Source organism: Streptomyces sp. NPDC044719 (genome assembly GCF_056433405.1).
Map to the genome: position 1 here is coordinate 76558 of NZ_JBWKHE010000007.1, position 24586 is coordinate 101143.

At 70.5% G+C, this 24586-nt stretch carries 26 protein-coding genes and 1 pseudogene; 10 read left to right on the forward strand and 17 right to left on the reverse strand.

What is annotated here, in order from left to right; genetic code table 11:
* Positions 1-151: 151 nt before the first annotated feature.
* From AC07DF_RS26925 to AC07DF_RS26940, 4 genes are all read right to left on the reverse strand, one after another.
* A complete protein-coding gene (locus AC07DF_RS26925) occupies positions 152-1339 on the reverse strand; it encodes a GDSL-type esterase/lipase family protein (protein ID WP_478976480.1) in 1188 nt (395 codons plus the stop codon).
* A gap of 4 nt (positions 1340-1343) precedes the next feature.
* Positions 1344-1931, reverse strand: coding sequence for a TetR/AcrR family transcriptional regulator (locus tag AC07DF_RS26930; protein ID WP_478976483.1), 588 nt, complete (start codon positions 1929-1931; stop codon positions 1344-1346).
* Positions 1932-2000: 69 nt separating this feature from the next.
* Complete coding sequence (locus AC07DF_RS26935; protein ID WP_478976486.1) at positions 2001-2543, reverse strand: DUF2269 domain-containing protein; 543 nt, start codon at positions 2541-2543, stop codon at positions 2001-2003.
* Positions 2544-2679: 136 nt separating this feature from the next.
* The gene (locus AC07DF_RS26940; protein WP_478977903.1) at positions 2680-3327 is read right to left on the reverse strand and encodes a hypothetical protein; all 648 of its coding nucleotides are present in this window, start codon (positions 3325-3327) and stop codon (positions 2680-2682) included.
* 178 nt (positions 3328-3505) lie between these two features.
* Between AC07DF_RS26940 and AC07DF_RS26945 the strand changes: the two genes are divergently transcribed.
* Positions 3506-3877 carry a VOC family protein gene (locus AC07DF_RS26945; protein WP_478976489.1) on the forward strand — a complete coding sequence of 124 codons (372 nt, stop codon included), beginning with the start codon at positions 3506-3508 and terminating at the stop codon, positions 3875-3877.
* A gap of 48 nt (positions 3878-3925) precedes the next feature.
* Here the strand turns inward: AC07DF_RS26945 and AC07DF_RS26950 are convergent, their stop codons facing one another.
* The 3 genes from AC07DF_RS26950 to AC07DF_RS26960 form a co-directional block, all read right to left on the reverse strand.
* The gene (locus AC07DF_RS26950; protein WP_478976491.1) at positions 3926-5548 is read right to left on the reverse strand and encodes a vWA domain-containing protein; all 1623 of its coding nucleotides are present in this window, start codon (positions 5546-5548) and stop codon (positions 3926-3928) included.
* Positions 5545-6753 carry an AAA family ATPase gene (locus AC07DF_RS26955; protein ID WP_478976494.1) on the reverse strand — a complete coding sequence of 403 codons (1209 nt, stop codon included), beginning with the start codon at positions 6751-6753 and terminating at the stop codon, positions 5545-5547. Before AC07DF_RS26955 ends, AC07DF_RS26950 begins: the two co-directional genes overlap by 4 nt.
* Before the next feature lie 121 nt (positions 6754-6874).
* Positions 6875-7849 (reverse strand): helix-turn-helix transcriptional regulator, encoded by a 975-nt coding sequence (locus AC07DF_RS26960; RefSeq protein ID WP_478976497.1) that lies wholly within the window; start codon positions 7847-7849, stop codon positions 6875-6877.
* A gap of 139 nt (positions 7850-7988) precedes the next feature.
* Here AC07DF_RS26960 and AC07DF_RS26965 point away from each other — a divergent pair, with 139 nt between their 5' ends.
* Positions 7989-8384 (forward strand): RidA family protein, encoded by a 396-nt coding sequence (locus AC07DF_RS26965; RefSeq protein WP_478976500.1) that lies wholly within the window; start codon positions 7989-7991, stop codon positions 8382-8384.
* 198 nt (positions 8385-8582) lie between these two features.
* On the opposite strand, the pseudogene AC07DF_RS26970 reads toward AC07DF_RS26965, so the two are convergent.
* A pseudogene (locus tag AC07DF_RS26970) lies at positions 8583-9044 on the reverse strand (NUDIX hydrolase); the annotation flags it as partial.
* A 257-nt stretch (positions 9045-9301) separates the two neighbouring features.
* Between AC07DF_RS26970 and AC07DF_RS26975 the strand changes: the two are divergent.
* From AC07DF_RS26975 to AC07DF_RS26985, 3 genes are all read left to right on the forward strand, one after another.
* Positions 9302-10021: a helix-turn-helix domain-containing protein gene (locus AC07DF_RS26975; RefSeq protein ID WP_478976503.1), complete on the forward strand. Its 720-nt coding sequence runs from the start codon at positions 9302-9304 to the stop codon at positions 10019-10021.
* An 89-nt stretch (positions 10022-10110) separates the two neighbouring features.
* Positions 10111-10779, forward strand: a complete 669-nt coding sequence (locus AC07DF_RS26980) for a hypothetical protein (RefSeq protein WP_478976506.1) — start codon at positions 10111-10113, stop codon at positions 10777-10779.
* A 138-nt stretch (positions 10780-10917) separates the two neighbouring features.
* Positions 10918-11250 carry a DUF2516 family protein gene (locus tag AC07DF_RS26985; protein WP_382495898.1) on the forward strand — a complete coding sequence of 111 codons (333 nt, stop codon included), beginning with the start codon at positions 10918-10920 and terminating at the stop codon, positions 11248-11250.
* A gap of 40 nt (positions 11251-11290) precedes the next feature.
* Here the strand turns inward: AC07DF_RS26985 and AC07DF_RS26990 are convergent, their stop codons facing one another.
* The 5 genes from AC07DF_RS26990 to AC07DF_RS27010 all read right to left on the reverse strand — a co-directional run bounded on the left by AC07DF_RS26990 (position 11291) and on the right by AC07DF_RS27010 (position 16754).
* Entirely contained in the window at positions 11291-12640 is a 1350-nt protein-coding gene (locus tag AC07DF_RS26990; protein WP_478976510.1) for a PP2C family protein-serine/threonine phosphatase, read from the reverse strand.
* Positions 12641-12920: 280 nt separating this feature from the next.
* On the reverse strand, positions 12921-14009 hold the full coding sequence (locus AC07DF_RS26995) for a C40 family peptidase (RefSeq protein ID WP_478976513.1): 1089 nt from the start codon (positions 14007-14009) through the stop codon (positions 12921-12923).
* 311 nt (positions 14010-14320) lie between these two features.
* Positions 14321-15145: a class I SAM-dependent methyltransferase gene (locus AC07DF_RS27000; protein WP_478976516.1), complete on the reverse strand. Its 825-nt coding sequence runs from the start codon at positions 15143-15145 to the stop codon at positions 14321-14323.
* A 44-nt stretch (positions 15146-15189) separates the two neighbouring features.
* Positions 15190-15801 (reverse strand): dihydrofolate reductase family protein, encoded by a 612-nt coding sequence (locus AC07DF_RS27005; RefSeq protein WP_478976519.1) that lies wholly within the window; start codon positions 15799-15801, stop codon positions 15190-15192.
* Positions 15802-15887: 86 nt separating this feature from the next.
* Entirely contained in the window at positions 15888-16754 is an 867-nt protein-coding gene (locus tag AC07DF_RS27010) for a calcium-binding protein (RefSeq protein WP_478976522.1), read from the reverse strand.
* Positions 16755-17060: 306 nt separating this feature from the next.
* On the opposite strand from AC07DF_RS27010, the gene mshA reads away from it, so the two are divergent.
* Entirely contained in the window at positions 17061-18398 is a 1338-nt protein-coding gene (mshA, locus tag AC07DF_RS27015; RefSeq protein ID WP_478976525.1) for a D-inositol-3-phosphate glycosyltransferase, read from the forward strand.
* Positions 18391-18900: a type III secretion system chaperone family protein gene (locus AC07DF_RS27020; protein WP_478976529.1), complete on the forward strand. Its 510-nt coding sequence runs from the start codon at positions 18391-18393 to the stop codon at positions 18898-18900. The genes mshA and AC07DF_RS27020 overlap by 8 nt, the downstream gene beginning before the upstream one ends.
* On the opposite strand, the gene AC07DF_RS27025 is transcribed toward AC07DF_RS27020, so the two are convergent.
* A complete protein-coding gene (locus AC07DF_RS27025) occupies positions 18897-19703 on the reverse strand; it encodes a helix-turn-helix domain-containing protein (RefSeq protein WP_478976532.1) in 807 nt (268 codons plus the stop codon). The two genes, AC07DF_RS27020 and AC07DF_RS27025, sit on opposite strands and share 4 nt — an antisense overlap.
* A 49-nt stretch (positions 19704-19752) precedes the next feature.
* Here AC07DF_RS27025 and AC07DF_RS27030 point away from each other — a divergent pair, with 49 nt between their 5' ends.
* Together AC07DF_RS27030 and AC07DF_RS27035 are read left to right on the forward strand one after the other, a co-directional pair.
* Complete coding sequence (locus tag AC07DF_RS27030) at positions 19753-20208, forward strand: DUF2000 family protein (protein WP_478976535.1); 456 nt, start codon at positions 19753-19755, stop codon at positions 20206-20208.
* Positions 20209-20323: 115 nt separating this feature from the next.
* A complete protein-coding gene (locus AC07DF_RS27035; protein WP_478976538.1) occupies positions 20324-21022 on the forward strand; it encodes a YqeB family protein in 699 nt (232 codons plus the stop codon).
* Between the two features lie 35 nt (positions 21023-21057).
* Here the strand turns inward: AC07DF_RS27035 and AC07DF_RS27040 are convergent, their stop codons facing one another.
* Positions 21058-21477, reverse strand: a complete 420-nt coding sequence (locus AC07DF_RS27040; RefSeq protein WP_478976541.1) for a nuclear transport factor 2 family protein — start codon at positions 21475-21477, stop codon at positions 21058-21060.
* A gap of 67 nt (positions 21478-21544) precedes the next feature.
* Entirely contained in the window at positions 21545-22156 is a 612-nt protein-coding gene (locus tag AC07DF_RS27045; RefSeq protein WP_478976544.1) for a DinB family protein, read from the reverse strand.
* 1011 nt (positions 22157-23167) lie between these two features.
* Here AC07DF_RS27045 and AC07DF_RS27050 point away from each other — a divergent pair.
* Complete coding sequence (locus tag AC07DF_RS27050) at positions 23168-23869, forward strand: hypothetical protein (protein ID WP_478976547.1); 702 nt, start codon at positions 23168-23170, stop codon at positions 23867-23869.
* Positions 23870-24096: 227 nt separating this feature from the next.
* Here the strand turns inward: AC07DF_RS27050 and AC07DF_RS27055 are convergent, their stop codons facing one another.
* Entirely contained in the window at positions 24097-24468 is a 372-nt protein-coding gene (locus AC07DF_RS27055; RefSeq protein WP_329328201.1) for a GIY-YIG nuclease family protein, read from the reverse strand.
* Positions 24469-24586 lie beyond the last annotated feature (118 nt).

The window sequence follows — 24586 nt, forward strand, 5'->3', positions numbered from 1 at the left end:
TTGCCCAGTACCCACAAAAAGGTGGGTGCTCGACCGACCGCCTACGCGGTGAGGTCCTGCTCCACCGTGAAGTCCGGGTCGGTGAACAGGCGGGCCGGGGCGGCCGGGGCGTCGGCGGTCGTGGAACGGGACGCAGGGGCGGGTCCGGCAGTCAGCCCCGGCTCCGTTCCGCGAAGGCCCCTCCCTCGCCGAAGGCCAGTTCGCCGAAGCGTTCGCCGATGCGGCGGTGGGTGGCGGCGTCCGGGTGGACGTGGTCGGGGAGCGGGAGTTCGGCCGCGTCGGACTCGCCGTAGAGCTCCAGGCCGTCGAGGTAGTGCAGGTTCGGGTCGTCGCCGGCGCGCTGCCGCACGATGCGGGAGAGTTCCTCCCGGATGACACCGAGCGTGAGTTTGCCGGTGGCCGTCTCCGCAGGGTCGCCCATCGCGGCGAAGCTCAGCCGGCCCTCGCCGAGCGCGCTGACGTCCGGGGCGGTGGGCCCGGGCGTGTCCTCGTGGATCGCGCAGTGGACGGGGGAGACGAGCAGCAACGGCGTGTCGGGGTGTCCCTCGCGGATGGTGTCGAGGAAGCCGTGCACGGCCGGGCCGAAGGCGCGCAGCCGCATCACGTCCTGGTTGACGATGTTGATGCCCATCTTGACGCTGATCAGGTCGGCCGGGGTGTCCCGCAGGGCGCGCGCGGTGAACGGGTCGAGCATCGCGCTGCCGCCGAAGCCGAGGTTGACCAGCTCCACACCGCCGCGCAGCGCGGCGATCGCGGGCCAGATGGCCGTGGGGCTCGCGGCGTCCGAGCCGTGGCTGATCGAACTGCCGTGGTGCAGCCACACCCGGCGGCCCCGGTCCGGCAGGGGCGAAACGGGCGCGTCGGTGCGCAGGGCGACGAGCTCGGTGGTCTCGTTGTGGGGCAGCCAGATCTCGACGTCCTTGTCCCGCGCGGGCAGGCCCGTGAAGCGGACCGTGCCGACCGGGCCCGGCGTGACCTCACCCTCCCAGGTGGCCAGGTCGACGGTGAGGACGTTGCCGTCGGTCCCGGCGGCCTGACCGGCCGGGCTGCCGTCGACGAGCAGGTCGTACAGGCCGTCCGGGCGCGGCGGGAAACCGGTGTAGTCGCGCTTGGTGCGCAGGGTGTCCAGTTCGATCGCGGTCGCGGCGGTACGGAACGCCAGGCGTACGCCGGAGGGCTGGGCCTCGGCCATCGCCAGCTGAGCGTTGGTGTTCTGCGCGCGGGCCCGGCCGGGGAGCCGGTGCGGAAGCAGGCCGTGCTCGGTGCGCTCCAGGTCGAGGGCGCCGCGCAGCAGGTCCGCCGTGAGGGGGGTGGTGATCCAGTCGTGCTCGGTGTGCATGGGGTCAGCCTCGGGGATCCGTAGGGGGCGCGGGCCAGTTGCGCAGCAGCGTGTCGAGGGCGTCGATGATCCGGACCCAGGTGGCGTCGGTGTCGGGGGCGCTGTGGCTGAACCCGCCGCCCATTTCCAGGCTGACGTACCCGTGGAAGACGCTGCCGAGCAGCCGGACCGCGTGGGTCTGGTCCGGTTCCGTCAGGTCGTAGCCGCGCAGCAGCGCCCGGGTCATCTGGGCGTGCCGGACGCCCGCGCTCGCGGCCGCCGTCCGCGGGTCGAGCCGCAGCTGGGCAGCGGCGTAGCGGCCGGGGTGTTCCCGGGCGTAGTCGCGGTACACGTCGGCGAGGGCGGCCAGGGCGTCCTTGCCGGCCCGTCCGGCCAGGGCGTCGGCGGCCCGGTCGGCCATTTCCGCGAGCGCCAGCAGGGCGATCCTGGTCCGGAGGTCCTGGGAGTTCTTCACGTGCGAGTACAGGCTCGCGACCTTGACGTCGAACCGCCGGGCGAGCGCCGAGACGGTGACCTCGTCGAAGCCGACCTCGTCGGCGAGTTCCGCGCCCGCCTCGGTCAGCCGCTCCGCCGTGAGTCCCACGCGTGCCATACGGCCTCTCCCTTCTGCCTGAAGGGATTGTGCATCTGCCTAATACCTTTAGGCAAGCAGGGTTCTGCCTTAGGCGTCCTGAAGGGTGCGCCGGGCGGGCGCGCGCAGCCTCCTGCCCCGCCTCGTCAGGCCCCAGGGCTTCAGCAGCGAGATCACCGTCATGAAGACGTAGGCGGACAGCGAGACGACCGGCCCCATCAGGACGTCCCCGGCGTCGGGCAGCGGACCGCCCGCCGCGACGGCGGTGACCGCGGCGTTCACCCCCGGGCGCAGGGCGAACACCGTGGCGGTGGTCGTGGCGAGGGTCAGCCAGAACTTCGTGTAGACCCACCGGTGCCGCGCCAAACCCCAGGGCGTGCCCAGCGACAGCACCAGACCGCTGAGGAGCGTGAGGAACGCGACGGGAAGCAGCAGCCAGTCGGCGAAGAGCCGCATGGCCCGGACGGACGCCTCCACGGTCACGGCGGACCCGGTGGTGGCCGCGGTGGTCCCGAGCGCGAGCAGCCCGAGCGTGAGCCCGAGCCAGCTCGCGGAGGCGACGACGTGGACGACCAGGACGGCCCGGCGGGCGGGGCGGCTGAGTTTCGGGTTCGGCTTCGGCTTCGTAGTCACGTGGAACACGGTGCCGGGGCGGCGGGGTGAGGTCGTCTCTCAGCGGGAGTAAACCGGCGTACTCGCGTCGGCGTACGGGGAGTGTCAGTGCCGTCGTCCAGCTTCGCGGGGGAGTGCCGGTGTTCGGCGTCGACGGCTACCCGCTGTGCGTCCACACCCGCAGCGGGCCGAGCGGCTCGAAGCCGTGCCGGAGGGCGGCTGTCAGATCGTCACCCTGCTCGTAGCCGACGACGGGCAGGGTGGGGAAGAGCCGGGCGAGTGCGTGCAGGACGAGCGGCCAGGCGGCGTCGGGCCCGCCGTTTCGCCCGAAGACGTTGGAGACGCCGACCACCTGCCCGCTGCGGGTCGCGACCGCTCCGGCGGTGATACGGCCGTCGGCGGCCCGCCCGAGGATCACGAAGGTCTCCGGGTCGGCGAGCAGCCCGGGCTGGAACAGGTCCGCGTCCCCGGCCCCGTCGTCCCAGGCCAGTGCCCAGGCGCGCAGCGAGTCCGGATCGCCCACGACGTCCCAGGCGAGGGTGGCTACGGGCGCGGGTGCCCCAGCCGGACGGTGGATCCACTGCGCCTCGAACAGCACCCGGAACCCGGCCTCCGTCAGCTCCAGGTCGGCGAAGCTGTCCTTGACCGAGGCGCCGGGTGAGGCCGTGTCGATCCGCGCCACGAGCGCGTCCCGGTCGGCGTCCGGCTCCAGCGTCACCGCGTCGGGGTAGTAGAGCGGCGTCCGGACGCGGGCGGCCCAGGCATCTGCCCCGAACTCGCCCATCACCCCGTGAGCCCGGCACATCGCCGCGCACCACTCGGCGTTGTTCCGGGCGGCGGCCCGGACCAGGAACTGCTGCGAAGTCGTCGTCACGAGTGCGGATCATGGCGGTGCCCGACCCGGCTCGTCGAACGATTTTGCGACCTACCCCCTTCTAGGGTGTGCAGGGTCAGAGTCCCCCACCGATCGGCCCGGAGGCGCCATGACCCCGCTGATGAAGTTGAGCGCGATCACCCTGGACTGCCCTGATCCGCTCGCCCTCGCGGCGTTCTACCGGGAAGCCACCGGACTTGGGCTCCACCCCAAGTCGGACGCCGAGTTCGCCGCGCTGGACGGTGAGGGCGGGTTCGACATCGGGTTTCAGCGGGTCGACGACTACCGGGCTCCGAGCTGGCCCGGCCAGGTCGTTCCGCAGCAACTGCACTGCTGTTTCAGGGTCGTGGACGTCGATGAGGCCGAGGCCCGGCTGCTGGAGCTGGGGGCGGGCAAACCGGATCAGCCGCAGGAGGACAGATGGCGGGTCCTCACGGATCCGGCCGGGCATCCCTTCTGCATCGTCGGAGGCTTGGCGTGACGTGCGTGTCCTGATCGGCGTGTCCTGACCGGCGTGTCGTGACCGGCGTCAGATCACGCGGAAGAGATCCGCGGCCGCGTGGACGTCCGTGAGGTCCTCCACCACGCGGAGGTTGTCGCACAGGGTGTCCAGGACCGAGTCGGTCGCCGCGACCCGCGGGGCGCCTACGGCCACGCCGAAGAGCCGGAAGCCCAGGCGGTGTTTGGCCTCGTTCCAGCCGCGTGTCCACTCCTCGGTGACGCCGCAGTCGTCATCGGTGATCATCACGATGTCGCCGCGCCTGCGGGAGGCGTCGTCGAACTCCTCCTCCAGCAGATCGGCGGCCGCCGACAACGGTCGCTGGTAACTGGTGCCGCCGCCGAGGAAGGTCTCCGCGAAGTCGAGGGTTTGGGCGATGCCCGCGGGCTCGTCGGCCGGGAAGCGGAAGACCTTCAGCCGGTCGGCGGCGGAGAAGAGGATGCCGACGAAGTCGCGTCCCGCGTGGCGGGCCTGGTCCAGCAGCGCCAGCGCGCACGCCTTGGCCCACGCCTCCCGGGTGATGCCGCCGGGCCCGGCCTCGTACATGGAGTGCGAGGTGTCGACGCAGGCGATGATCGCGCCCTGGCCGGTGGCCTGTTCGCCCTGACTGTCGTAGAGCATCAGCTCCCCGGCGGCGTAGCGCACGGCGAAGACCGCGCGCAGTTCGGGCAGGCCGAGGTTCGCGAGCTCGGAGGGGATGACGCGGGACAGGTCGTCGCCGAGCGTGACGCCGACCAGTTCCCCGGTGGCGTTCGCCACCTTGCGGGCCCGCTCGCCGCCCGCCATCTGCCGGAAGCGGCCGATCAGTTCGGCCCACTGGGCGAGCCGGCCGGTGCGCAGCCGTTCGGCGAGCCGGGCGCGCGGGCCGAACGGCAGCCGCTCCAGCTCGCCGGGTCCGACGCCCCAGGCCCGCATCAGCGCGGCCTCCTCCCGTACGGCCGCGGCGGCCTTCGCGGCCGCGGTCCGGGCGGCGGCGCCGACACCGGGGGCCGCCGCCGCGAGGGCCTGCGCGGCGCCCTGGGCGGCCTGCCGCGCGGCGGCTTCGGCGGTCCCGGCGGCCTCGATCGCCTGTTCTACGGTGTCGGCGGCCGGGCCGGGCACCGTGCCGTCCGCCTCGGCCTCGGCGGCGGCCCGCCGGAGCGCCTCGCTCACGGCGTCGGCCGCGTCCGCCACGTCCCGGTGGGCCCGCTTCTGCTGCTCGGCCTGCTCCCGGGCCTGCCGAGTACGCTCCAGCAGCCCCCGCAGCGCGGCGGCCTGGGCGAGTACGGCCATGGCGGCGGCGTAGGGGTCGCCGGCGGTCTCCCGGTGCAGTCCGGTGAACTCGGGGGACTCCACCAGTGAGCTGACGATCTGGTGGTTGACGAGCCGGGAGGGGTCCATCTCGGCGGGCTCGCGCAACCGGGGCCTGACCTTGTAGGCGGCCAGGAACACGTCCGTCAGGAGCTCGGTGACATGGCCGTGGCTCCTGCCCAGCTCCTCGGCCAGCTCACGTAGCCCGGCCGACTGCTCACAGGTGTCGTGCCAGGTCATCCGGTCGAACCGGTCCGCGACCACGGCCCCGGTGTGCCGCTCCGGAGCGGCGGCGGACAGGCCCAGCCACTTCCCGCCCCGCTCCGCCAGCTCGTCGAGCCGGTGGAATCCGCGGACGCTCACAGCTGGGCCTGCACCATGCTCGCGTCCATGCCGAGTGCCTCGGTCAGCACGCGGGCGCGGACGGCGCGCTGGCGGCCGGTGACCCGGTCGATGGCGGCGGTGGAACGGCCGGCGCTCGCCGCCTCCTCGCGCAGCTTCTCCAGCCGCTTCCCGGCCATGGCGAGCTTGTTGTGGGCCTGCTTGATGACCCACTCGCTCAGTGCCTCGCGGGACTGACCGGCCATCGCGTCGAGCTGGGCCTCCAGCTCCTCTATGGTGTCGGCCAGCTCGAGCGCCTCCTTGGCGTCGGGGTTGACCAGGTGCAGCACCTCGCGCTCGACGGTCGGGCGCTGCGCGGGGGAGTCCCACAGCACGTGCGTCAGCACCGACAGATCGGCCTCGGCGACCTCGGGACGGCCGTCGAGGTACGCGGACGCCTGGAGCAGGCTCACCGCCTGCCGCCAGCGGCGGTCGGAGGCGACGAGTTCCCTGCGGCGCAGGGCGGCCCGCAGCGTGCACACCGCGTCCACGATCGCGTCGGGGACGTCCACGGCCGGGACGGCCTCGCTCACGGCGTGCTGCAGGGCGGCCAGCTCGATCGTGGTCCGCTCCGGTGCCGCCGGGCGGCCGACGGCGGAGCGGACCAGCGCGGCGAAGTTCGAGGGGTCCTCCAGGTATCCGACCTCGATCCGCACCAGCAGCCGGTCGTAGATGGCGGCCGAGTCCTCCCCGGCGGGCAGTTCGTTGCTCGCCGTGATGGCGCCGATGAGGGGGCAGCGGATCGGCTCGCCGCCGTTCTCGGGGTGGTAGATCCGCTCGTTGAGGTAGCCCAGGGTCTCGTTCAGCGCGGCCGTGGAGCACTTGAAGATCTCGTCGATGAAGGCGACATGGGCGGTCGTGGCGCGGCCGTCGTAGACCTGGCGGTACTCGCCCCGGGCCAGCGCGGCGACATCGATGGGACCGAACATCCGCGTCGGCGCGGTGAACTTCGACAGCAGGATCTCCCAGTAGGCGGCCCCCTCGACCCGGCCCGTGAGCTCCCGGGCCAGCTCCGACTTCGCCGTCCCGGGCGGACCGAGCACCAGCGAGTGCTGCCCGGCCAGCAGCGTCACCACCAGCGTCCGCACCACGTCGTCCCGCTCGTAGAACCGCTCCGACAACTCGTCGCCGATCGCCCGCAGCCTCTTCGCGGTGTCCTGCGCCTCGTGTGCGTCGTGTGCGTCCATGGTCAACTCCTCGGCGGTGGCGCTGTGCTGGGCCGCCCGGGACGGCTCCCTTCCCCGAAACTACGACGGCCGCGAGCTACGTGGGCCGTGTGTCGGCGGTTCGCTCCGTCCATGCGGAATCTCAGGCCGGCGGACCATAGCGGGCAGCGATCGCGGCGGCCCGGTCGCACAGGGAGGTGCGCAGCCACTGCGGGGCCAGGACTTCCGCGTCGTCGGCGTGCTGCCACAGGGCCCATTCGGCATGTCGGGAATCCTGGAAGATCACGTTCAGCCGCAGCCGGCCGTCCGCGTCGGCTTCCTCGGCGCAGACGGCCAGGACGGTGCCGACCAGGTGCTCCCGCCGCGCCGGGTTCACCCGTACCAGTACGGCGACCTGGTCACCGCCGTTCCGGAACTGCGCGTTGCGTTCCTGCCAGGCCCGGTCCAGGTCAACGGTGTCCGGTCGCTGCGCGCGTTCGTCGAGTTCCTCGGCGGCCAGTACCCGGGACAGCCGGTAGGTGCGGTCCTCGCCGGCTCTCTTGGCCAGCAGGTATCCCTGTTCGCGAACGGTGACCAGGCCGATCGGGTCCACCGTGCGCCACTTCGGGGCCTGGTCCGGTGCCGCGTAGTGGATGCGCACCTTGTGTCCGGCGAAGACCGCGCGCCGGATCTCGGCCACGATGGCGTCGGGCATCTCCTCGGTGGCCACGCGGCGTGAGAGGAGGTCGGTCTCCGGGTCGATGAGTAAGCGCCGCGCCGCATCGGCCGCCGTGTCCCGAAGGCCCTCGGGCAACGCGTCGACCACCTTGAGCATGGCCGAGGCGAGTGCCGAACCGAGACCGAACAGCTGTGCGCCGCGCCGCGATCCGGCCACGAGCAGGGCGAGCGCCTCGTCGTGATTCAGTCCGGTGAGCGCCGTCTGGAAGTCGGGCAACAGCGCGAAACCGCCGTGCCGGCCGCGCTCGGCGTAGACCGGGACGCCGGCCGCGGACAGGGCCTCGATGTCGCGCAGGACTGTGCGGGGGGATACCTCCAGCTCGCGAGCCAGTGTCTCCGCGGTCATCCGGCCGCGCTGGCGCAGCAGGAGCACCAAGGAAACCAACCGGTCGGCGCGCATGCGAAAACCCTAATCAAATACATGACCGAGGATGTCATCTTTTACTGGGAGGCTCCATTGCGCGACGACAAAGCCCGGCGGATGCCGAGTCGTTGAGCGCAGGCACTTCAGTGAACCGAATGGATGGAGCGAATCGGCAATGGAACGTAACGCGGTCAACCCGGTGACGTGGTCGGTCGAGATGGGCTTCAACCAGGGTGAGGTCGTATCCGGGCACTCGCGGACCCTGTACATCTCGGGGCAGACCGCGATGAGCAAGGAAGGCAAGCCCGAGCACGACGGTGACATGGCGGCGCAGCTGGCGCTGAGCATCGACAACATCGAGGCGGTGCTGGCCGAGGCCGGCATGTCCCTCTCGAACCTCGTCCGGATCAACGTCTACACGACCGACGTCGACCTGCTCTTCCAGCACTACGGTGTGCTGGCGGGCCGGCTGGGCGCCGCGAAGGTCGCGCCCACCACCACCATGCTCGGTGTGACGCGCCTGGCGATCCCCGGCCAGATGGTCGAGCTCGAGGGCACCGCCGTCGGATGATATGACTGTGTCTCCACCGCTGTGTCTCCGCCGCTGCCCGTGCCCGTGAAGGCACGAGCAGCGGCGCTCAACGAGCAGGCCGCGGGCCGGGCGCGCTGTCAGCGCTACCTTTCCGGGCCGCTGTGCAGGAACACGGCGGCCGGAGTTCCGATGGTCGTGGTCGGCGTCATGCCTCAGGGCGACCTTCGAGGGAGATGTATACCGGCTGAAGGCTTCGTTGCTGTCGGGGGTGAAGCGCCACTCCAACAGGGCCGAGCCGAGCTGCGGCTCGGTCAGCCAGCCATGCCAGGCGACCTCATCGGGATCGGGGACCACGGCGTCCGGCACCACGGCTTCGTGCACGCCGAGCCAGTGAGGGCTCAAGCCGCTGCGGTTGATGAACGTGAACAGCAGGCGCGGCAGCGCACGAATGCCCAGCTCTTCGGCCAGCTCCCGCGCGGCGGCCTGTTCATAGGACTCGCCGACATTCGCGGCGCCACCGACCTCGACCTCATGGAGCCCGGGGAAGCGCGACACCTGCTCCGACCGCCGGTGGACGAGAATCCGCCCGCGGTCATCACGACACACCGTCACGGCGACCCGATGCAGCCAACCCTCCCGGATGGCCTCCCGACGGCTGACCACCCCCAGCACGCGATCTTGACCGTCGACACGCTCCACCCATTCATCCACGGCGCACACCCTGGCAGAGCCCACCGACAACGCCGCTTCCCGGCGACTCGCGCGACCGGCCCATGAGCACCTGCGCAAACCGGACCATGAGCACCTGCGCAAGGCGGCCGGACCCGGAGGACGACGGATGTCCTGCAAGTACGACACCTATCTTGCTCAGGCTCACTCAAGGCGGCCATGTGGACGCGGCGCACTTTTGCAAGCGGGTGCTTGCAATAGTTAGCGAGGTGCGGCACTGTGGAGGCATGGCATCACTCAACGTCGGCAATCTCGGTGACTACCTGCGCGAGCAGCGGCGCAACGCGCAGCTCTCGCTGCGGCAGCTCGCCGACGCCGCCGGGGTGTCCAATCCGTATCTGAGCCAGATCGAGCGCGGGCTGCGCAAGCCGAGCGCGGAGGTGCTGCAGCAGGTCGCCAAGGCCCTGCGGATCTCCGCCGAGACGCTGTACGTGCGGGCCGGCATTCTCGACGCCGAGCGGGACCGGGACGAGGTGGAGACGCGTGCCGTCATCCTCGCGGACCCGACGCTGAACGAGCGGCAGAAGCAGGTGCTGCTCCAGATCTACGAGTCCTTCCGCAAGGAGAACGGGTTCGGGACCGGCGACGGCTCCGACGGCTCCGGCGACGCCGCCGCCGTCGTCGAGGTCGTGGTCGCCGAAGGCGCGGCGGACGCGGACGGGGACGCCCCGGACGCCGGCACCGAGATACGCGGAAGGACCCGCACGGCCGACGGCGGCCGGTCCGCCGAGGATGGCACCCCCGAGAGAGAAGGCGGTGCGCCGGCCGCCCGCCGCACCCGCAAGGAATCCGGCGGTACGTCCGCCACCCGCCGCACCCGCAAGAAAACCGGCGGTACGCCCGCCACCAGCCGGACCCGTAAGGAATCCGGCGTTACGCCCGCCACCCGCCGGACCCGCAAGGCCACCGGCGGCAGTGACACCGACCCGCAGCAGACGGCCGGCTGAGCCGGACCAGGGCACCGGCCGCTCCGCTGCGGATCACACCACCCTCAGCCGAACCCTCAAGCGAGAAAGAATCCGGGAGGACCCTCACCATGGCCATCACCGACGACCTGCGCAAGACCCTCAGCGACCCGACTCCGCTCTACTTCGCCGCGGGCACCGCCGACCTCGCCCTCCAGCAGGCGAAGAAGGTGCCGGCCCTGGTGGAGCAGCTGCGGGCCGAGGCTCCGGCGCGGATCGACGCCGTACGCAACACCGACACCAAGGCCGTCCAGGAGAAGGCGTCCGCCCGGGCCAAGGAGGCCACCGCCCGCGTCAAGGAGACGCAGGAGACCCTCCAGACCAAGGTCACGGGCTTCATCGGCTCCCTCGACGCCGACATCAAGAAGCTCGGCAGCACCCTCGACGCCGACCTGAAGAAGTTCGGCGAGAACGCCCAGGACTTCGCGCTGCGCGGGGTCGGCGTGGCCGCCGAGTACGCCGTCAAGGCCCGGGAGACCTACGAGAAGGTCGCCGAGCACGGCGAGCAGGCCGTGCGGACCTGGCGCGGCGAGGCCGCCGAGGGTATCGAGGACGTCGCCGAGGGCGTCGAGGAGCTGGCCGTGGCCGTCGAGCCGAAGGCCCAGCCGGTCGAGGTCAAGGAGGAGCCGGCGAAGCCCGCCGGCACCAGGGCCCAGGCCGCCCCGGAGAAGAAGGCACCCGCCGCCAAGAAGGCTCCGGCGCGCAAGCCCGTCGCCAAGAAGACGCCGCCGGCGAAGTAAGCGCGGAGAAAGTAGGCGCGGAGAAAGTAAGCGCCGAGGAAGCAAGCGCGGGCCGGGCACCCTGGGGGTGTCCGGCCCGTTGTACGGGTACGGTGACCGCGTAGGGACGAGCCGAGTCTGGTGGTGGACGTTGTGCTGATGCAGGGCTTCGCAGGGTTTATGTGGCTTCTGAGCATGGCCCTGATCATTTTCAGCGGTTTCGCTCTGTTCGACGCCGCCGTGCGGCGGGAGGACGCGTACCGCGCGGCCGACAAGAAGACCAAGCCGTTCTGGCTGATCATCCTCGGTCTGGCCTTCGTGGTGAACCTGCTCTTCCCGATCCTGTCGTTCCTGCCGATCATCGGGCTCATCGCGACGATCGTGTACATGGTCGACGTCCGTCCGGCCATCCGCGCGCTCCCCGGCGGCGGCCGGAGCCAGCGGGGCTCCAGCAGCGACGGCCCGTACGGCCCCTGGAACGGCGGCCGGTAGACGCCGGCAGGCGCCGCCCGGGCGGCGCCGCAGGCCGGGGCTAGGGCACCCGGTCCAGCAGCAGTACCGCCACGTCGTCCGTCAGCTCGCCACCGTTGAGGTCGCGCACCTCGTTCACCGCCGCGCGCAGCAGCCGCTCGCCCCGCAGCCCCTCGGCGAACTGGCGGCGGATCATCTCGGTCATGCCGTCCTGGCCGAGCCGCTCCCGGCCCTGGCCGATATAGCCCTCGATCAGGCCGTCGGTGTAGAGCATCAGGCTCCACTCCGCACCCAGCTCGACCTGCATACGCGGCCAGCGGGCACCCGGCAGCAGCCCGAGGGCCGGTCCGTTGTTGTCGTACGGCAGCAGACGGGCCGGTTTGCCCGGCCGGGCCAGCAGCGGCGACGGGTGACCCGCCAGGCACAGACCGGCGCGGCGGCCGTCAGGGGCGATGTCCACCGTGCACAGCGTCGCGAAGATCTCGTCGTCGGCCCGCTCGTGCTCCAGCACCTGCTGGAGCGTGCCCAGCAGCTGGTCGCCGCACAGGCCCGCCAGCGTCAGCGCGCGCCACGCGATCCGCAGCTCCACCCCGAGGGCGGCCTCGTCCGGGCCGTGACCGCACACGTCACCGATCATCGCGTGCACGGTGCCGTCCGGCGTGCGGACGACGTCGTAGAAGTCACCGCCGAGCAGGGCGCGCGAGCGGCCCGGGCGGTAGCGGGCGGCGAACCGCAGCGGAGAGCCCTCCAGCAGCGGGGTCGGCAGCAGACCGCGCTCCAGGCGGCGGTTCTCCTGGGCCCGCAGGCGGCCCTCGGCGAGCCGGCGCTCGGCCGACTCGGAACGCTTGCGCTCCACCGCGTAGCGGATGGCGCGGCTCAGCAGCCGGCCGTCCAGCTCGTCGCGGAACAGGTAGTCCTGGGCACCCACGCGCACCGCCTCCGCGCCGCGCTCGGCGTCCCCCGACGCGGTCAGCGCCAGGACGGCGTGCCGGGGCGCGAGCTCCAGCACGTGCTTGAGCACGGCGAGCTCGTCCTCGGAGTCACTGTGGCCCGGCGCGGGCAGTGCCAGGTCCAGCAGGATGCAGTGGACGTCGTCGGTCAGCAGCCGCCCGGCCTCGGTCAGATTGCGGGCCGTGCGGACGCGGATCGGCTTGCCTGCCTGGTCGAGCATGTCCGGCACGAGCGGCGAACCGGCCGGGTCGTCCTCGATCAGCAGCAGGGTCAGATTGGTGTGGGCGGTGTTGTTCTCCACCTTCTCCGTGCTGTTCCCGGCGGTGTCCGGTGTGCGCGGGGCCGCGGTCGAGGTCTCCGTGACGGAGTCCTCTGCGGAGCCGGCGCACGGGGACGCGGCCTGAGCCTGACCACTCTCCACGGCCGGGATCGCTCTCTGCCGCGGTATGGGTACGGGCATTGTCTTGGGTTCCTTCCCTCCCCCCGAGGGCATGGCGGGGGCGAGGGACCTCGACCCACCGACGGGGACCATAGCGGGTGTCGGCGCCGCATTGGAATGGTGTGAGCCACGCCGCTACGCCATCGGCCAGTGTCATATGCCGCGATATGTGCCGCAGTTGGACAGGCCGGAGATGCTGCGGAGATGACGAACGTCACGTCAGCGCCGCGTTTCGCAGGGGTTCCGGCGTGCGGTGGGTCACGTGGGCCGGGTCACCAAAGGTGCCTGATGCCCGATATGTTCACCCGGCGTCGGTGCCGGGATCCGGCCGCACCACCCCGAGGATAGGCATGGATCCCGCTCCCGCGACGGTGATGTCCCGCCCGGGCCGCGGGGCGTGCACCATCGCCCCGTCGCCGATGTACATCGCGACATGGCTGGCGTCGTCGAAGTAGATGATGAGGTCGCCCGGCCGCATGTCCTGGACGTCGATGTGCCGCAGCTGCTTCCACTGCTCCTGCGAGGTGCGCGGTATGCCGCGGCCGGCGGATATCCAGGCCTGTGAGGTCAGCCCGGAGCAGTCGTAGGTCTTTGGGCCCTCGGCGCCCCACTGGTACGGCTTGCCGATCTGGGCCGTGGCGTATTCGACGGCCTTCCTGCCCTGCTCGGTCGCCTTGCCGCTGATCTCGTCGAGGACGCCGGAGCCGAGCCAGGCGGACTGTGCCTTTGCCGCGGCCGCCTCCTCCAGCTCCGCGAGGCGCTTCTGTTCGTCCTTCCGCAGCTCGGACTCGACCTTCTCCGCCTGCTCGATCTGCTTCTCGATCTTCTTCTGCGCGGCGGCCTTGGCCTTGCGGCCCGCCTCCAGCTTCTTCCACTGCGCGGAGGCGTCCTTGGCGTACTGCTCCAAGTCCTCCTGGGTGCGGCTCAGTTCGCCGATCAGGCCCTTGGCCGCGTGCTGGCCCTGGCGGACCCGGACCGCTCCCTCGAGGAATTCCTGCGGGTCGTCGCTGAGCGTCAGATGGGCCTCGGGCGGCAGTCCGCCCCCGCGGTACTGCGCGGCGGCCGAGGCTCCGGCGCGGTCCTTCAGCCTGGCCAGCTTCTCCTTGCCCTTGACGATCTTCTTGGCCAGCTCGACGATCTCGGCGGACTGCTTGTCCGCCTTCTCCTCGGCGGCGTTGTACTCGTCGGTGGCGCGGCCCGCGGCGCGGTAGAGCTTGTCGAGTTTCTTGCGTACGGCCTCGAGGTCCTTGCTGGGCCCGGGCGTCGGGCTCGCGCTCGGCGTCGGCTCCGGGCCGGGGCTCGCGAACGCCGTGCCCGGTGCCGCCAGCACGGTGATCGCGCAGACCACGGTCACAGCCGTCGCGATCAGGCCACGCTTGCCCGTTCCCATACCTCAGCCCCCAACTGATTAACCGTCAGTAACATCCGGTTCGTCTGGGGATGCTGCCACGACGGCGCCCAAAGCGACAGGGGTAGTGCTTCCCGCCGCCCCCACCGCGGTATGCCCCCGGCATGCCGATCTCCCCGCCTGTGTGACGAACGACTCAAGGAGATCGTTCCCCGGCAGGTCGTGCCGTTCCCCGGCGTGCCGGGCCGCGCCGGGCCATGTCGGGCCGCGCCGGGCCATGTCGCCGGGCCATGTCGCCGGGCCATGTCGACGGGCCATGTCGACGGGTCGTGCCGGCTGCTCGTGCCGGAGAGTCAGCCCCGCGGGGCCAACGCCTCCCACCGCACCGTCACTTCGCCCTGCCGCCACCGCACCGGCCCGTCCGCCACCGGCCAGTCCGCCGTCAGGTCCCGTACCGCCCGGATCCACCGCTGGCGGGCGCCGTAGGAGGCGTAGGGCGCGGCGGCCGCCCAGGCGCGGTCGAAGTCGCGCAGGAAGGCGTGCACCGGCTCGCCCGGGACGTTGCGGTGGATGAGCGCCTTCGGCAGGCGCTCCGCCAGGTCCGAGGGGCGCTCCAGGGAGCCCAGCCGGGTCGCGAAGGTGACGGTGCGCGGCCCCTCCGGGCCGAGCGCGACCCACACGTGCCGCCGCCCGATCTCGTCACAGGTCCCCTCGACCAGCAGCCCGCCGCGCGCACCGGTGGCCGGGTCCGGCAGAGCGAGCCGCCCGCACAGCCGCTCCCACACGGCCGCGACCTCGCCCTCCTCGTACTGCCGCAGCACGTTCGCCGCCCGGACGAGCAGGGGCCGCTGCGGGAGGGGGATCTCGAAGCCACCGTGCCGGAAGACGAGCCCCGCCCGCTCGTACGGCAGCGCCGCCGCGACCCGGGCGGGCTCGATCTCGACGCCCACCACGCGCGCGCGTGGCGCGACCGTACGCAGGCGGTGCAGCAGCTCGACGGCCGTCCAGGGGGCGGCGCCGTACCCGAGGTCGACCGTCACGGGGTCGGCGGCACGGCGCAGCTCCGCGCCGTGCGTGGCCGCGATCCAGCGGTCCATACGGCGCAGGCGGTTGGGGTTGGTCGTCCCGCGCGTCACCGATCCCACGATGCGGGGGCGGGTCGCCTGGCGGGATGTCATGCGTACGAGGGTATGCGGCGTTCAGGAGCAGCTGCCGTGGGTCCTCAGACGCCGGCCCCGTACGTCCCGAACTCCGGCACCCCCGTCGACTCGAAGACGTGTACCGACAGGCCGCCCGGCGTCGTCCGGAGGTCGGTGAGCCGCAGCCCGGCCGGTGCCCCGCTGTCCGGGAAGAGGCGCCGGCCCTGCCCCACCACGACCGGGGCGATCACCAGCCGCAGCGTGTCGATCAGCCCGGCGGCCAGCAGGGACTGCGCGAGCCGGGCGCTGCCGTGGATCTGGATCTCCCGGCCGGGCAGCCGCTTCAGCTCCGCCACCCGGGCGGGGACGTCGCCGGACAGGATCGTGGTCGGGTTCCAGTCGGCCGTCGTCAGGCTCTGGGAGGCGACGTACTTCGGCAGGCCGTTCATGATCCCGGCGAAGGGATGGTCGGTCATCGTCGGCCAGTCCCGGGCGAAGTTCTGGTAGGTAAGGCGGCCAAATAGCAGCGCGTCCGCCTCACCGAGCCAGGTACCGGCCAGCCGCTCGAACTCCTCGTCCAGATGCGGCACGAACCAGCCGCCCCGCTCGAAACCGTCGCTGGTGTCCTCGTCCGGGGCGCCCGGCCCCTGGGAGACACCGTCGAGCGTCAGGAACTGCTGCACCACGAGCTTCATCGTGACCCTCTCCTCTCCTCAGTGAGTCAGACGCCCCAGGGCGCGGAAACTCATCGGCCCCGCGTCCGTCTTCGAAGGAGGAGCCGTCAGTCCTGGCGGACGATGTTCCTGCCCGGCCCGCCGGAGAGGGTGTCCGCGCCGGGTCCGCCGTACAGCTCGTCGTCGCCGCTGTTGCCCCAGATCCGGTCGGCGCCGCTGTTGCCGTGCAGGATGTCGTTGCCCCTGCCGCCGTAGATCTCGTCGTCGCCGGCCCCGCCGTAGACCGTGTCGTCACCGTCGTCGGCGCGCAGGATCTGGTCGCCCGCACCGCCGTGCAGGACGTCGTCGCCCGCCCCGCCGTCCACGATCTCGCCTTCGACGCCGGCGTAGAGGGTGTCGTCGCCGGCCCCGCCGCCGGCGTACCCGAGCGCGCCCGCCCTGATGGTGTCGTCGCCCCCGCCGCCCCGCACCGAAGTGCCGTCGACGCGGCTGCCGGTGGCGCCCGTCCACTGGTCCTTGCCGTCGCCCAGCTCGACCGTGTTGAAGTAGTAGACCTGGTCGGTGGCGTTGTCGAAGGAGGCGGTGTCGGCGCCGTCGCCGAGGTCCATCTCCATGGAGTTGAGCGGGGACTGGCTCTCGGGGGCCTCGACCGTGCAGGAGATCCTGGTCTTGTCCGCGCTGTCGGGATGGCCGCAACCGGTCCCGGCGCCGATCGGGACGACGTCGTCGATCACATAGGTGAACCGCGAGCGGTCGCCGGTGTACGACTGGGTGATGGCCACCTTGTTGGCCTGCCCCGGGGCGGCCTTGTAGGTGAGGTGCCAGCCGTACTCGTTCACCGAGGCGGTGGCCGTCGGCTCCGCGGCCCCGGCCGGGCCCGCCAGGGCGATCGGGACGGCGAGGACTGTGCCGAGAACGGGCGTCAGAACCGATGCGGCGCGTAACAGCCGGTGGCCGGCGAGACGAGAGGGCATTGCGATCCTCCGTGAGGCAGTTGGGTCCTTTCGTGGTTGGTGACCTGTGTGGGGGGCGCCCGGTTGTCCGCTCACCGGAGTCGTCAGACCGAGTTCACCTGCTGGTCACGCTCCCGGAGCCGGCGGATCCGGGCACTCCGGGGCACCTCTTGCCCTCGAACGGTTGAGCGGAGACCGGTAATGATTCGGTAAAAGTCGCGAACAGGGAAACGAACGGGGAAATGGAGTGCCCCCTTCCGGTGTTACCCCCGTGCAGGGCACAGCGCGTCCTGCGTGAGGCATGCCCGGAGCGAGGAGGAACGCCACGTGAGCCAGTACATCGGCAGGCTCGGGCGGCGCTCCGCGTCCGCGCCCGCGCGCCTGAGGCTGCACCGCAGGCCCCGCCGGGTGGCCATGCTCTCCGTGCACACCTCCCCGCTCCACCAGCCGGGCACCGGCGACGCCGGCGGCATGAACGTCTACATCGTGGAGCTCGCGCAGCGCCTCGCCGCGCAGGGCGTCGAGGTCGAGATCTTCACGCGCGCGACCGCCGCCGCCCTCCCGCCGACCGTCGAACTGGCCCCCGGCGTCCTCGTCCGGCACATCGACGCCGGCCCCTACGAGGGCCTCAACAAGGAGGACCTCCCCGCCCAGCTGTGCGCCTTCACCCACGGCGTCATGCAGGCCTGGGCCGGCCACCGCCCCGGCCACTACGACCTGGTCCACTCCCACTACTGGCTCTCCGGCCACGTCGGCTGGCTCGCCGCCCAGCGCTGGGGCGTCCCGCTGGTGCACGCCATGCACACCATGGCCAAGGTCAAGAACGCCAACCTGGCCGACGGCGACAGCCCCGAGCCGGCCGCCCGCGTCATCGGCGAGACCCAGATCGTCGCCGCCGCCGACCGCCTCATCGCCAACACCACCGAAGAGGCCGACGAACTGGCCCGGCACTACGCGGCCGACCCCGACAAGCTCGCCGTGGTCCACCCCGGGGTGAACCTCACGCGCTTCTCGCCCGCCGACGGACGCGCCGCCGCCCGCGCCCGTCTCGGCCTGCCCCAGGACGCGCTGATCCCGCTCTTCGCGGGCCGCATCCAGCCCCTGAAGGCCCCCGACGTGCTGCTGCGGGCCGTCGCCGTCCTCCTCGACGAGCGCCCCGAACTCCGCTCGCGCATCCTCGTCCCTGTCGTCGGCGGCCCCAGCGGCAGCGGCCTCGCCAAGCCCGAGGGCCTGCAGAAGCTCGCCGCCCGCCTCGGCATCGCGGACGTCGTACGGTTCCGCCCGCCGGTCGGCCAGGAACAGCTCGCCGACTGGTTCCGCGCCGCCTCCCTCCTGGTCATGCCCTCCTACAGCGAGTCCTTCGGCCTGGTCGCCATAGAGGCCCAGGCGGCCGGCACCCCGGTGCTCGCGGCGGCTGTCGGCGGCCTGCCCGTGGCCGTGGACGACGGACACACCGGCTTCCTCGTACGCGGCCACAACCCGGCCGACTACGCGCGCGTGCTGCGCGACTTCGCCGACGACCCGCAACTGGCGCCCCGCATGGGCGCGCAGGCCGCCCGCCACGCCCAGTCCTTCGGCTGGGACACCGCGGCCGCCGCCACGGCGGACGTCTACACGGCCGCGATGCAGGCACACCGCCGTCGCGTACGCTCGCACCATGGGTGAAACCGGTCAGGAACAGCGCGCGGCACAGGTCATCGAGGGAGTGCTGAAGGACGCCGACCTGGAGTGGGAGAGCCCCGAGCCGGGCACCTACGTCGCGCAGCTCCCCGGCACCCGCAAGCTCAAGACCACGCTCTCCCTGATCGTCGGCCGCCACTCCCTCTCCCTGAACGCCTTCGTCATCCGCCACCCCGACGAGAACGAACCGGCCGTCCACCGCTGGCTGCTGGAACGCAACCTCAAGCTCTACGGCGTGAGTTACGCCGTCGACCAGCACGGCGACGTCTACGTCACCGGCCGGCTCTCCCTCGCCGCCGTCACCGCAGACGAACTGGACCGCCTGCTCGGCCAGGTCCTGGAAGCGGCGGACGGCAGCTTCAACACCCTGCTGGAGCTGGGCTTCGCCTCGGCGATCCGCAAGGAGTACGAGTGGCGGGTGTCCCGGGGCGAGTCGACGCGCAACCTGGACGCGTTCGCGCACCTGACGCAGCGCCCGGAGCGTTAGGGCCGCTCGGAGCCCTCTTGGTACCGCCCGGGCGGTACTCCCACCAGCCTCCGGAAGTGCCGGGTGAGGTGCGACTGGTCGTAGAACCCGGTCGCCACCGCCACCTCGCTCGGCGTCCGCCCGTCGAGCAGCAGCCGCCGGGCGCGCCCCACGCGCAGGGACGTCAGGTACTGGTGCGGGGCGATGCCGTAGGCGGCACTGAACGCCCGTACGAGATGGGCCGGATGGGCCCCGACGAGCCCAGCGGCCTCCTGGAGCCCGACGCCCTCGACGACCCGCTCGTCGAGCAGTTCACGCAACCGCCGCGCGTGGACGGGGTCCGCAGGACGAGGTCTCTCGCCCTCGTTCCGCAGATGCCCGCGCAGCCGCTCCCCGACGAACATCAGCCTGCTCTCGGCCTCCAGTTCCTCACCGGGCCGCAGCAGCGTGCCGTGCAACTGCCCGACGCGCCGCCGCAACAGCGGATCGCGCAGGTCGGGACGGTCGACGGCGGCCCCGATGAGCTCGTCGCCGAGATACGTCCCGTCGAGATACAGGACCCGCTTGCGGAAGCCCTCCGGGGTGACGGGGGAGCCGTTGTGCGGCACATGCGGCGGCAGCAGCGACACGGTGTCGTGCGGCGTGCCGTGCTCGTGCCGGTCGAGGTCGTACCGTACGGCGCCGGTGTCGACGATCAGCAGCGTCCAGGCCTCGTGGACGTGCATCGGATACGCGTACTCGGTGAAACGCGCGTGGAAGACCTCGACGACACCCGCGACGGGGGGCCGCCAGGCGGAGACGGTCCGGGAGGGCTCGGAAGCCATGCAAAGAACGTACAAGACCCCGGCGGGGGCGGCCCGACACGCTCGCATCATGAACACCGAACCATCCAAGGAGCCGGTCGAGCCGGTCGAGCCGATCCGCTTCGACACGAAGATCGCCGTGCTGCTGCGCGAGGACCTGGAGCCCTGGCAGCGCCTCAACGTCACATCGTTCTTGGTCAGTGGCCTGGGAACGCAGCTCCCCGAGGTGATCGGCGAACCGTACGAGGACGCGGACGGCGTGCCCTACCTGCCGATGTTTCGCCAGCCGGTCATGGTCTTCGAGGCCACGAAGGAAACCCTGACCACGGCCCACACCAAGGCCCTGTCCCGCTCCCTTCCCCGCGCGGTCTTCACATCCGATCTGTTCGCCACGGGCAACGACCGCGACAACCGCGCGGCCGTACGGGCGGTTCCGACGGCGGACCTGGACCTGGTCGGCCTCGTGGTCCACGGCCCGAAGAACGCGGTCGACAAGGTGGTGAAGGGGGCGCGGATGCACCCCTGAAAGGGTCGGCGCCGACGGAGGCGACCAAAGTCGGAGGCACGTAGACCAACGGCTGATGACAGGACCAAGGGCCCTTCCCGAGACTCGTTCCATGGAGGAAGCCAGGAAAGTCCCCATGGGAAAGCGGCCGGTTCCGTCGGCGGAGGGGCCCACGGAACTCGCGGAATCGACCTGGGCCATCGTGCTGTTCTGCGTCGGCTGCGGTGCCGTCGCCGGCGCCCTCCTCCCTCTCCTCGCCCGCTGGCTATTGAGCCTGCCGTGGGCTCCGCTGGAGGGCCCGGCCGAACTCCTGACCTCGGTCCCGGAACCCGCCCTCACCCTCGGCACGGTCGCGGCGGGCGCACTCGCCGGCCTGCTGCTGGGCTTCACGGCGGTGCACGAGTCGCTGTCGGTCGCCGTCTCGGACACCCGTCTGACCCTGACGATCAGAGACGACTCCCAGGAGTTCCTCCGCGAGGAGATCGGCGTCCTGTTCCGGGACGGCAAGCAACTCGTCGCGCTCGCCCCGAACTCCATGGAACTGGCCCGGGAACACTGCGGCCTGCCCTGGCCCCGCCTCACCGAGGCCCTCTCCGCCCACGGCTACCCCTGGGCGGAGCAGGACCCGCACCGCGCCGAGTTCCGCCGCTGGGTCCCCGGCACGCCGGGCCTGCCCCCGGGCGCGGACGCCCTGCTCACGGCACGCGCCCGGGCCCTACGGAACTCGGACGACGCCGGGGACGCCCGGGAGCTGCGCGGCGAACTGCTCCGGCTGGGCGTGGTCGTACGGGATGAGGAGAAGCGGCAGTACTGGCGGTTGGTCGGGCGCGACTGATCACGGGTGCAGGCCTGGGCGATGGGCGGGGCTGCTCACGAGGTGCACGCCTGGGCGATCGACAGGCTGTTCTCGTAGAGGTGGTGCCGCGTGATCCGCCCACCCTCGACGGTGAGCCGCAGCGCGAACGGCCCCTCGAAGGACTTCCCCGTCGCCCGTACGGTCCCCGACAGATGCCCCGTCAGCACGGCATCGGCACCGTCGACGAGAAAGGCATCGACGGAGGCGCGGGCGTCCTCGGGCACGGTGTACTCCATCAACTCCGCTGCCTGCGCGGCACACTCGGCAGCGGTGGACCGCGGACGTATCCACGGCACCCCCGGATTCTCGGCGAGCACCCAGTCGACCTTGTCGGCGAACAGCGCGGTGAGCCCCTCGGTGTCGCCGGCGAGCCGGAGCTCGAGGAACTTCTGAACGGTGGCGCGGGTGGCGTCCGCGGTGGTGGTAGGCGTCATGAGGCCCAGACTGCCGGGACACCGCGGGAGCGTCGATTACGTCCCAGGTAAGGACACTCGGCGTCGATCACTGCCCGACGCGACCGTCGATCAGCTCGCGCAGAAGGTCGGCGTGGCCGCAGTGCCGCGCGTACTCCCCGATCTGCGCCACCAGGACATCGCGAAGCTGAAGCTGTCCACCGGGTTCGGGCCCGAGGTCGGAGAACCCGGCGTTCCGGGTGGCGAGATCGTCGATGCCGGCCAGATACCGATCGGTGAGTTCCACTTCCATCCGCCACTGCCGCCAGGCATCCTCCACGCCCCCCGGATCGGCGACTGCCCCGTTCCAGTCCCCATCGCGGTCCTCCTCGGTCCGATACAGCTTCGGCGCGTCCTCACCGGCCATCACCCGCCGAAAATGCCGCTCCTCCTCAGCCATGTGCCGCACCAGCCCGAGCAGGGACATCGTCGACGGCGGAACGGACCGCCGAGCCATCTGCTCGGCATCCAGCCCCGCACACTTCATCTCCAGGGTCAGCCGATAGTGACGCAGGTTCTCGAGCAGGGTGCTGCGCTCATCGACGATTTCCGTGTCGGTTTCGCGGGGGTCGTCGTCCGGATCAACCCACATGTCGGAATAGACGGTCGCCTGCGTCCACCGAGCCACAGCTCGTTCACGGGTGTGCTCATCCGAGACCATGGGGGCATGGTGAACCGGTCCGGAACGGCTCCGCCACCGAATATCGAGCTCCGGCCACCGAAGGCGCTGTGGAGGTACTCCGGAAAGACGACGTTGGCCAAGTGTCTGGCGGAGGAGATCCCGGCGGTACGGCTGTGCCCGGACGAATGGATGGCGGATGGCGGATCTCGGCATCGACCTCTTCGACGAGCAAGGATGCGACCGGCCCGAGAGGCGCTTCTCCCGGCACGCCCGGGACCTCTTGCAGCTCGGGCAGAGCGTGATCCTGGAGTTCGGCCTCTGGGCACGCTCCGAGCGCGACTCTGCCGCCGCCTCAATGCCCGCAACGGCGCGGGTGAGCGAGGCACAGTCCCGATCACTCGCGAGCCACTCGAGGAATATGTGGGGCTGTTCGAGGTTCCGAGCAGTCAAGAACTTGCCCTGTTCGACTTTTCGTCGATCAATTCTTGACGCTTCGATAATCAGGTCCTCTTGATGTTTGAATAACCGACATCGTGCGCCCTTCCTTGGGGGTGCATCTGAACTACGATGCGTTTATCATGAGAGTCATGGTCGACGTACGTGTGGTACCCGGACGTTCACCGGCGCACCTCCGCTGAATGATGGGAGGCGGCGATCATGTCACCTGCTATGAATATGCACCTTGACTCGGATAGAGATGTGGCGGGATATCGTAGATCCTCGTGGTGGCAGCGCACCGTAGCGCATATTGCAGAACTTCAGGGTCAGCTGAATCGAATTAGGTCTCTCAGGCCGCACGGGTTCGCACCGTATGAGGAAGAGATTGCCACTAAGATCGAAACTCATCTCGATGCTGCACGACAGGCGGCGGATCGCAAGAAGAATCTTTGGTCGGTAATCACTGGGGCCGACATCGACCGCGCTTCCGCAAATATACACAGAGCGGAAACGAATATTCTTCGCCTCATACCTGAGAAAGAGCTTAGTGCGTTGGGTCCGTTGGTTCTAGCAAATGCCCGACAGCATTTGGGTCCCGAAGACCCTCGTCGCGTGAAACTGGAGAAGCAGCTCCAGAGTAACGGGCACAAGGTCCTTGAAAGTATGCGCGAGCTCGCCGTGGTCACGTTGCTGGCTGCTCAGGTAGCGGAAGAAAAGGAGCGCGCGAAGGCCCGGAGTTTCCGGAATATACTTTTCGCATCCGTAGTGGCGACGGCGGCCATCGCTGGTCTGTTCATCCTTTGGGGATTTTTGTCACCATCTTCGATTGCGTCAAACATCTGCTTCACCCCCGATCCGACAAAACCTCAGGTTTGCCCGATCGGTAGTTCTGAAACAGGTCAGGATGTCTTGCTTGTGATGGCGTTTGGTTCAGGAGCTGCAGCTTTCGCGGCGGCAGTTTCCCTCAAGGGGATTCAGGGGACGTCTACCCCATACTCGGTTCCCTTGATGCTCGTGCTCCTCCGAATCCCGGTAGGGGCATTGGCTGCCCTTATGGGTCTCGTTCTGATCCATGGTGGGTTTATTCCAGGTCTTTCGAATCTGGATAGTGCACCGCAGATCATTGCGTGGGCGATTATCTTCGGCATCCTGCAAGAGAGCCTCACGCGGTTGGTGGACCGACAGGGCAAGAATGTCCTGGATAACGTACGTGGAGCTGAGCGGGGATTCCAGGAGAGCGCAATCTCGCCAGACGTCCAGTCTCCTGGTTCAACCTCTCCTCGCTCGGCCTTGAGCGCAGGGAAGAGTGCGTAGGGTGCAGCAACAAGCCCCCTGCTCGCGAAAAGTCGCAAGCAGGGGGCTTATATTGTGTGCTTACTTCTTCTTGCCCTGGGTGTTGTCGGGGATCTTGGTGAGCTGGGTTTTTGCTGGTCAGGGCGGAGTTCAACAGCGGACGAGCTGTCGTCATTGGTCGTCGTTGACCACTGTTGAGCGACCTCGGACGGCCCAGGGGCGGCCCAGACAGCGGCCCATTCGGCGGCCTACGAGCTGATGGGCAACTCCCGCGCTCGTTGGCGTGCTTGGGCCCGTAGCTCCTTCAGACGACTGTGAAAAGCGTTGTGGCGGTTCTGGTCGAGGTTGAGCGGGAGGTCGAGTTGGGAGATGAGCTGTGACTCCGATGTCCACGGTTCGTCTTGCTCGACCCAGCACACCCGCGCGTTATCCGCCATCCACTGGCTGAGGGCGGCTTCGCCGGCCTTGCCGAAGGTCATCCGCTTGCCGCTGCCTACGCGGCGCAGCTCCAGTCCGAGCAGGCACCCAAGAGTGAGCCGCAAGGTTGAGCCAGCCGCGTTGCCCCGGTAGTGATAGCGCACCCGCTTGCGCAGGTTCTGGGTGCTGGTCCGGTTGGCCATGTACCGCGGGGCTATTCCGACGTAGAGCAAGCGCCGGCCGTCCAGATCCAGATGAGGCGGTTGCTCGAAGTGCCACCCGTACACCCCTGCCGCCGCCGGGACAGGGCTCGGGCGCACC

Bases quoted from the DNA above. Each gene is read 5' to 3' on its own strand.
- AC07DF_RS26925 (WP_478976480.1), bottom strand. From the start codon at position 1,339: ATGCACACCGAGCACGACTGGATCACCACCCCCCTCACGGCGGACCTG.
- AC07DF_RS26930 (WP_478976483.1), bottom strand. From the start codon at position 1,931: ATGGCACGCGTGGGACTCACGGCGGAGCGGCTGACCGAGGCGGGCGCG.
- AC07DF_RS26940 (WP_478977903.1), bottom strand. From the start codon at position 3,327: ATGTGCCGGGCTCACGGGGTGATGGGCGAGTTCGGGGCAGATGCCTGG.
- AC07DF_RS26945 (WP_478976489.1), top strand. From the start codon at position 3,506: ATGACCCCGCTGATGAAGTTGAGCGCGATCACCCTGGACTGCCCTGAT.
- AC07DF_RS26955 (WP_478976494.1), bottom strand. From the start codon at position 6,753: ATGGACGCACACGACGCACACGAGGCGCAGGACACCGCGAAGAGGCTG.
- AC07DF_RS26960 (WP_478976497.1), bottom strand. From the start codon at position 7,849: ATGCGCGCCGACCGGTTGGTTTCCTTGGTGCTCCTGCTGCGCCAGCGC.
- AC07DF_RS26965 (WP_478976500.1), top strand. From the start codon at position 7,989: ATGGAACGTAACGCGGTCAACCCGGTGACGTGGTCGGTCGAGATGGGC.
- AC07DF_RS26975 (WP_478976503.1), top strand. From the start codon at position 9,302: ATGGCATCACTCAACGTCGGCAATCTCGGTGACTACCTGCGCGAGCAG.
- AC07DF_RS26980 (WP_478976506.1), top strand. From the start codon at position 10,111: ATGGCCATCACCGACGACCTGCGCAAGACCCTCAGCGACCCGACTCCG.
- AC07DF_RS26985 (WP_382495898.1), top strand. From the start codon at position 10,918: ATGCAGGGCTTCGCAGGGTTTATGTGGCTTCTGAGCATGGCCCTGATC.
- AC07DF_RS26990 (WP_478976510.1), bottom strand. From the start codon at position 12,640: ATGCCCGTACCCATACCGCGGCAGAGAGCGATCCCGGCCGTGGAGAGT.
- AC07DF_RS26995 (WP_478976513.1), bottom strand. From the start codon at position 14,009: ATGGGAACGGGCAAGCGTGGCCTGATCGCGACGGCTGTGACCGTGGTC.
- AC07DF_RS27000 (WP_478976516.1), bottom strand. From the start codon at position 15,145: ATGACATCCCGCCAGGCGACCCGCCCCCGCATCGTGGGATCGGTGACG.
- AC07DF_RS27005 (WP_478976519.1), bottom strand. From the start codon at position 15,801: ATGAAGCTCGTGGTGCAGCAGTTCCTGACGCTCGACGGTGTCTCCCAG.
- AC07DF_RS27010 (WP_478976522.1), bottom strand. From the start codon at position 16,754: ATGCCCTCTCGTCTCGCCGGCCACCGGCTGTTACGCGCCGCATCGGTT.
- AC07DF_RS27020 (WP_478976529.1), top strand. From the start codon at position 18,391: ATGGGTGAAACCGGTCAGGAACAGCGCGCGGCACAGGTCATCGAGGGA.
- AC07DF_RS27025 (WP_478976532.1), bottom strand. From the start codon at position 19,703: ATGGCTTCCGAGCCCTCCCGGACCGTCTCCGCCTGGCGGCCCCCCGTC.
- AC07DF_RS27030 (WP_478976535.1), top strand. From the start codon at position 19,753: ATGAACACCGAACCATCCAAGGAGCCGGTCGAGCCGGTCGAGCCGATC.
- AC07DF_RS27035 (WP_478976538.1), top strand. From the start codon at position 20,324: ATGGGAAAGCGGCCGGTTCCGTCGGCGGAGGGGCCCACGGAACTCGCG.
- AC07DF_RS27040 (WP_478976541.1), bottom strand. From the start codon at position 21,477: ATGACGCCTACCACCACCGCGGACGCCACCCGCGCCACCGTTCAGAAG.
- AC07DF_RS27045 (WP_478976544.1), bottom strand. From the start codon at position 22,156: ATGGTCTCGGATGAGCACACCCGTGAACGAGCTGTGGCTCGGTGGACG.
- AC07DF_RS27055 (WP_329328201.1), bottom strand. From the start codon at position 24,468: ATGGCCAACCGGACCAGCACCCAGAACCTGCGCAAGCGGGTGCGCTAT.